5 protein-coding genes are annotated in these 6,412 nt (G+C 42.9%); 4 read left to right on the forward strand and 1 reads right to left on the reverse strand.

Going from position 1 to position 6,412, the window contains the following annotated elements; genetic code table 11:
• A partial coding sequence (locus tag AB6D80_RS23815; protein ID WP_372189811.1) for an EAL domain-containing protein occupies positions 1 to 1,623 on the forward strand: 1,623 nt, incomplete at its 5' end.
• 76 nt (positions 1,624 to 1,699) lie between these two features.
• On the opposite strand, the gene AB6D80_RS23820 is transcribed toward AB6D80_RS23815, so the two are convergent.
• Positions 1,700 to 3,439 carry a DEAD/DEAH box helicase gene (locus AB6D80_RS23820; protein ID WP_009847086.1) on the reverse strand — a complete coding sequence of 580 codons (1,740 nt, stop codon included), beginning with the start codon at positions 3,437 to 3,439 and terminating at the stop codon, positions 1,700 to 1,702.
• 97 nt (positions 3,440 to 3,536) lie between these two features.
• Between AB6D80_RS23820 and rsuA the strand changes: the two genes are divergently transcribed.
• The 3 genes from rsuA to AB6D80_RS23835 all read left to right on the forward strand — a co-directional run bounded on the left by rsuA (position 3,537) and on the right by AB6D80_RS23835 (position 6,320).
• A complete protein-coding gene (gene rsuA, locus AB6D80_RS23825; protein WP_009847085.1) occupies positions 3,537 to 4,232 on the forward strand; it encodes a 16S rRNA pseudouridine(516) synthase RsuA in 696 nt (231 codons plus the stop codon).
• Positions 4,233 to 4,443: 211 nt separating this feature from the next.
• Entirely contained in the window at positions 4,444 to 5,661 is a 1,218-nt protein-coding gene (locus tag AB6D80_RS23830) for a Bcr/CflA family multidrug efflux MFS transporter (protein ID WP_371694662.1), read from the forward strand.
• Positions 5,661 to 6,320, forward strand: coding sequence for a DUF2913 family protein (locus tag AB6D80_RS23835; protein ID WP_009847083.1), 660 nt, complete (start codon positions 5,661 to 5,663; stop codon positions 6,318 to 6,320). Before AB6D80_RS23830 ends, AB6D80_RS23835 begins: the two co-directional genes overlap by 1 nt.
• Positions 6,321 to 6,412 lie beyond the last annotated feature (92 nt).

Genomic DNA, 6,412 nt, shown 5'->3' on the forward strand with positions numbered 1-6,412 from the left:
GAGAAGCTGCTTAATAAGCAAGCAAATGATGACAACTACCTTGAAAAACACCGAAACTTTGATGTCATTGTTGGGTTTTTAATTAGCACTATCCTTGCAGCCGTTGTTATAGCATTTTGTTTGATATCAAAAGAAGTTAATAATAAAGTTCAAATAATAATTAGCTATCTTTCGTGTTTTATTATGCCTGTGGTGGTTCTTGAATCATCAATGACTATTTCATTCATACCTGAGTATTATTATTTAATACAGGCGCTATTCTACTTGTCTCATGCTTCTTTTGTATTAGCATGTGTTTATGATCTTGGAGAATTAAGAGTTATTAATTTGGGCGATTATAAGAAATTGTTGTCTAATTCTGATAAAGATTTCATGACAGGATTGTATAATCGAAAATCCATAGAATATAAAAAGGTCATTGAGAGTTCTCGTTGCTATTATTACATTGATGCAAATCAATTGAAGTTTCTCAATGATAGTCAAGGTCACCATGTAGGTGATCGAATGATAATAAATTTAGCTATGCGCTTCAAAAAAATAGCCGCACAAGGCATAGGGAAGGCGTATAGAGTCGGTGGCGATGAATTTGTATTAATTTGCCAAACGTCGGTTTCCAAGGAGTTACTTGAATATTTGTTGGAACAGAACCTCACCCAAGAAACAGAAAACGCTCTAAGCTTTAGTTTTGGCCGTTATCGAAGTGGTCCTAATGAATCTGTCGAAGATTGTATTTACAAAGCTGAATACTGTTGCCGTAAAGCAAAGTCCAACAATGAATCTTACCAAGACTGGCAGCAACAAGACGGGGTCATGCTCTATAGCTTACCGAACCTTAGAGTAGAAGCAGTTGAATTACTTAACTCGGATAGGTTGCTTTGCTTTGCTCAAAAAATTCATTCTTTAAAGGGTGTTGCTTCGAGCTATGAGTTACTGTGTCGTTTAAAAATGGAGGACGAAGAGGGACGTGAAAAAATAGTTTCTGCTGGTGAATTGCTCGATGTTGTAGCCTCTCATGGGCTTGAGAAGGAGCTCGATTCTCGTATGCTTACTTACGCAATTAGCTTACTTGAGCACTATTCAACTATTCAATTGTCATTAAACTTCTCAGTTAAAACCATTTTCGATATGAGTGTTATCGATCGTTTATGTCATCTACCCCCTTATATCCGTTCCCGTTTATGTGTTGAAGTGACTGAGCTTGTTTTTTATCGTGCAGATGAGAAGTTTCGAAAAATAGTAGAGCGACTACAACACCACCAGATCATAGTTGCCTTAGATGATTTTGGTTCAGGTTATTCATCGTATTCAATTTTATCTGAAGGCTGTTTTGATACGATCAAGCTTGATGGTTCGCTTGTTGAAAATATTAACAGTTCTGATTTTAAGAAAAAAATGGTGCACTCATTAGTTGAGTTGGCAGAAATGAGCCAAACTAAAGTGGTTGCGGAACGTGTTGAAACAATTGAAGAATTAAGAATGTTAGAAGCGTTAGGCATTGACTTCATTCAAGGCTTTTATATTCATAAGCCAACTTTAGCCATTGAGATTTTTGATAATATGGCTAAAGAGGCGCGGGAATCAGAAAAAGCTGAGCGCAATCTAATTTGTGGTTTAACAAGTTAACTCATGTGTGGTCATTAGAATGTGAATAAAAGGAGTGTCGATACTCCTTTTATTAATTCTGTTGATTCTTTGGATTCTATTGCTTCAGTTCATCTTCGAATATCTTGTCTCTCATTTTCCAAAAGCGCCCGACTTTACGTGCAATGACGAATTGAGGTGGGCGGAATCTATGTTGGTGAGCGACCACCTTCGTCGGTGAAGCTTCCTCAAACGGTCTGTGTCTGTCGGCAAGGTGAGGGCGAACAAACTGATCCTTAAAGTTCTGCTTCTGTTTCTTAGTGGTTAATGACCAAAACTCATGCACTTGTGCTTGGTTTTCACCTCGGTAGGTAACCTTAAGTTGTGATTTGCCTTTGTCGTCCTTGAGAACGTTAAGGTCCATTTCTAAACACTCAAACACCAACGCATCTTTGAGGTTTAACGCCTCCTTAAGCTTTTTATCTGGGTCGACCAAGGTGGCATCACACTCATGACAAATGCGCGCGGCAATGTCGTTGTCAGCGCCGCATTCACCACAATACTTAGCACGAAAACGATAGTTACAGTGCTCGCGTTCGCCCGTGTCTTCATCGGTAAAGTAGCCTTGGCATTTACGACCAAAGTGTTCGAGTAAGAAGCCGTTGCTGTCTAGCTTGCCCCAGAAGTTATTATTGAAGCCGCAAGCAGGGCAGGGAATAGTGATGATTTCACTGTCTGAGTCAGGCTTTGGGTCTCCGACCTCTGGTTGGTAAAGGTCGTAACTGTTGCCCGCATAGTCGAGCACTAAACACTCTTTTTTACCCGGAGATAGGCGTAAGCCACGGCCAACGATTTGTTGGTACAAGCTAATAGATTCTGTTGGGCGCAAAATCGCGATTAAATCCACATGGGGCGCATCAAAACCTGTGGTTAATACTGACACGTTAACCAAGAACTTGATTTTACGTTCCTTGAAATCATTGATGATTTGATCGCGCTCTAACGTAGGCGTGTCACCAATCACGATGGATGATTGACCTTCGGGTAGTAAGCTCAGGATCTCTTGTGCGTGTCGAACGGTGGCTGCAAATACCATGATGCCAAGCTTGTCTTTGGCCAGTTCAATGATTTGATCGACAATTTGTGGGGTAGCACGCTTCGATTGCTCAATCACCATATCGAGTTCTGATTCTTTATAGCGCCCCGTACTTGCCGGCCTTAGTTGCGAAAAGTCATAGCTCAAAACGGGCGCATCGATCATGCGTGCTGGTGTTAGAAAGCCTTCGTCCAACAAGTAACGAATCGGCAGTTCGAAAATACAGTCTCTGAAAAATCTCTGCTCTTCAGAACGCACTTGGCCACGGGTGTGATATTGGTAAAGCCACCCCATACCAAGACGATAAGGCGTCGCGGTCAATCCAAGCACTTTTATACCCGCATTATTTTCACGTAAGTGAGTGATCACTTTTTGATAGCTGCTGGTCTTTTCATCTGGTACGCGGTGGCATTCGTCGATAACCAACAGTGAAAATTGGTTAGAGAATGAGTCAAGGTTTCGAACTACAGATTGAACCGATGCGAACACCACTTGTTGGTCTGTCTCTTTACGCCCTAAACCGGCAGAGAAAATTGAACCTTTTAGCCCATAACCTTCATACTTTTCATGGTTTTGCTCAACGAGCTCTTTTACGTGCGCAAGCACTAGAACACGACCTTTAGCGAGCCTTGCTAGCTCTGCAATCACCAGGCTTTTTCCTGCGCCTGTAGGCAATACAAGAACAGCCGGTGTTTGGTGTTTTCTGAAGTAATGAATCACTGATTTTACTGAGTCAGCTTGGTACGGGCGGAGTGTATACATATCGTGTCTTGTAAAATGAAAAACAAATAGTGTGAAATAGCTCAACTAATTGAGCAAAGGTGACTATAATACCCGACTTAGATTAGTTGAGGTATTCATGCGTTTAGATAAATTTCTGTGCGATGCGTTAGGCGTCACTCGAAGAGAAGCAACACACTTATTAAAATCAAAAGCAGTGACAGTAAATGATGTCATTCAAAAAAGCGGCTCACTTAAGGTAACTGAAGAGTGCGTTGTGGAATGGCAAGGCAATGAACTGAATGTTCACGGCCCGCGTTACATCATGCTTTACAAGCCAGAAGGCTTTGTTTGTTCGCATGAAGATGGTTCAAATCGCACTGCGTTTGAATTACTCGATGAAATCAAAATGGACAAGCTGCACTTTGCAGGTCGTTTAGATGTTGATACAACGGGTCTTGTCTTAATGACAGACGACGGTAAGTGGTCTCACCGCATCACATCGCCAAAGCACAAGTGCGAGAAGATGTACCGAGTGTGGTTGGTTGAACCTGTTGAAGACGATTACGTTGAAAAGTTCAAAGAGGGCATCCAGCTTAAGAGCGAAGACGGCCTAACACTTCCAGCACACCTTGAAGTACGTGCAGAGCGTGAAGTGTTGCTAACGATTCACGAAGGAAAATACCACCAAGTAAAACGCATGTTTGCAGCACTTGGTAACAAGGTCGAAGCACTGCACCGTGAACGTATTGGTGAAATCGAGATGGACGAGTCTTTAGAGTTGGGTGAATACCGTTACCTAACACAAGAAGAAGTAGACTCTATCTGGAAGTAATCTTTTCTACCGTAGATGTGGCCGACCAAGGATAGCGTCGGCTGATTATTTTGACTGGTACTAGGACAGTTTCAGCCATTATTACTATATGTTCATGTATGTGTGCGCATATTCGTGTATCACTGTGCGTATTCGTGTATTGCTGTGTGTGTATTCGTTTGCTGCGTGCATGCTCGTGTTCAAATAGAACTTAGTACTTAGTCGGAGAGTTATGCAAACGTCTACCTCACAGACCCCAAGCTCACAATCACAAACGCCTCAGTTAGGTTGGATGCTATTTTTGGTTCTGGGCGCTATTGGTGCTTTAACACCACTCGCCATCGATATGTACCTACCTGCAATGCCAACGATCGCCAAAGATCTCGGCGTTACAGCAGGGGAAGTGCAAATCACACTTACCGCGTATACCGCAGGTTTTGCATTAGGTCAGTTGTTACATGGTCCGTTAGCCGACAGTTATGGTCGCAAGCCTGTTCTACTGATTGGTGTATTCTTTTTTGCGGTCGCGTCTGTTGTGAGTGCGACGACTCATGGCATTGAAGCGTTAACGTTAGTTCGTACCGCTCAAGGTTTTGCAGGTGCGGCGGCGGCGGTCATTATCCAAGCGGTTGTGCGTGATATGTTCGACCGTGAAGATTTTGCAAGAACCATGTCGTTCGTTACCTTAGTGATGACGGTTGCGCCATTAATTGCCCCTATGATTGGTGGTTATTTGGCATTGTGGTTCGGCTGGCGTTCAATCTTTTGGGTGTTGGCTATTTTTGCGGTTATCGTGATTCTTGCGGTTATCATTAAGATCCCTGAAACACTGCCTGTTGAAAATCGTCAGCCATTGCGCTTTAAAACGACGATTCGCAATTACGCTCGTTTATGTAAAAACTCGACCGCTATGGGCCTAATTTTCTCGGGTGCGTTCTCGTTCTCTGGGATGTTTGCATTCTTAACCGCAGGCTCTTTTGTCTACATTGATGTCTATGGAGTACGTCCTGACCTGTTTGGTTACCTGTTTGGTCTGAACATCGTTGCGATGATTCTGATGACGACAATTAATGGTCGAATTGTTAAGAAGGTTGGCTCTCATACCATGCTGAGAGCCGCGCTGGTCATTCAATTATTAGCTGGCGTCGGTTTACTGGTTGGTTGGTTATTGGATCTCGGGCTTTGGGGTATTGTGCCGTTTGTGATGCTATTTATTGGCACCATTTCTACTATCGGCAGTAACTCTATGGGTCTATTGCTCAGTGGTTATCCAAACATGGCCGGTACGGCTTCATCGCTTGCGGGAACATTAAGATTTGGTACTGGTTCTGTCGTTGGAGCTATCGTTGCGATGCTGCCAAGTGACAGTGCTGGATCTATGGCTATGGTAATGGCTGCGTGTGCAGTAATGTCAGCGTTACTATATTGGACATTAGGAAAGAAGGCATAATGTCAAAATACTATATTGAAATTCAGAAGTTAGTGAATGATGCATTAGGCGAGCTTTACGCTCTGCACAAAGCAGGCAAAGCGATTGATGCGCCTATTGCGAACAACCTTTATTTAGTTCGTTGGGTAACGAAGGCGATTAAGGCTCAGTCTTATGATCGTGTGATTGTGCCTGACTTGGTTCGCTGGCAGAAACAGGGCCGTTCAAAGGGCAATAACTCTGATTTAACTTTTACCTTTAAACGTATTTCTGCGTTTTACGGACGTTTTTTCCCTGAAGGCGAAGAGCCTAAAGCGCTAAAAGACAGTGATGTTGAAGCGTTCATGGACAAAATGTACGAGATGGGTTGGAGTGTATCAAGTGAAGACGAGCTAACGACTGGCGGCAAAATTCAGTTCTTCACTGATGGTGAGCACTCTTTTGCACTTTGTGGCAAACAGTGTGACGACTCTTTCGACGGTGAGCTAATGGTAAAACCAATGAACTGGTTTGTTCGTGGTAACCACGCTGAGTTTATTCAAGCAGCGATGGAAGCAGGTTTCATGCTTCACAAAGTCACTGACTACAAGTCAGCGGTGAAGTATCACGGTGAATACATCGTTTACCCTGCTAACCAAGGCAACCAGCTAGCTGAGATCCCAATTAGCGTTATTGGTTAATCTCGTGACAGTTAAAAATATAAAGACCGCCTAAATGGCTAACACTGATCATTTAAGCATTTTCCTGATCAGTTGAACGATCCTACAGATGG

It is taken from the genome of Vibrio sp. 10N.247.310.17 (genome assembly GCF_041466605.1).
Taxonomy (GTDB): domain Bacteria; phylum Pseudomonadota; class Gammaproteobacteria; order Enterobacterales; family Vibrionaceae; genus Vibrio; species Vibrio tasmaniensis_A.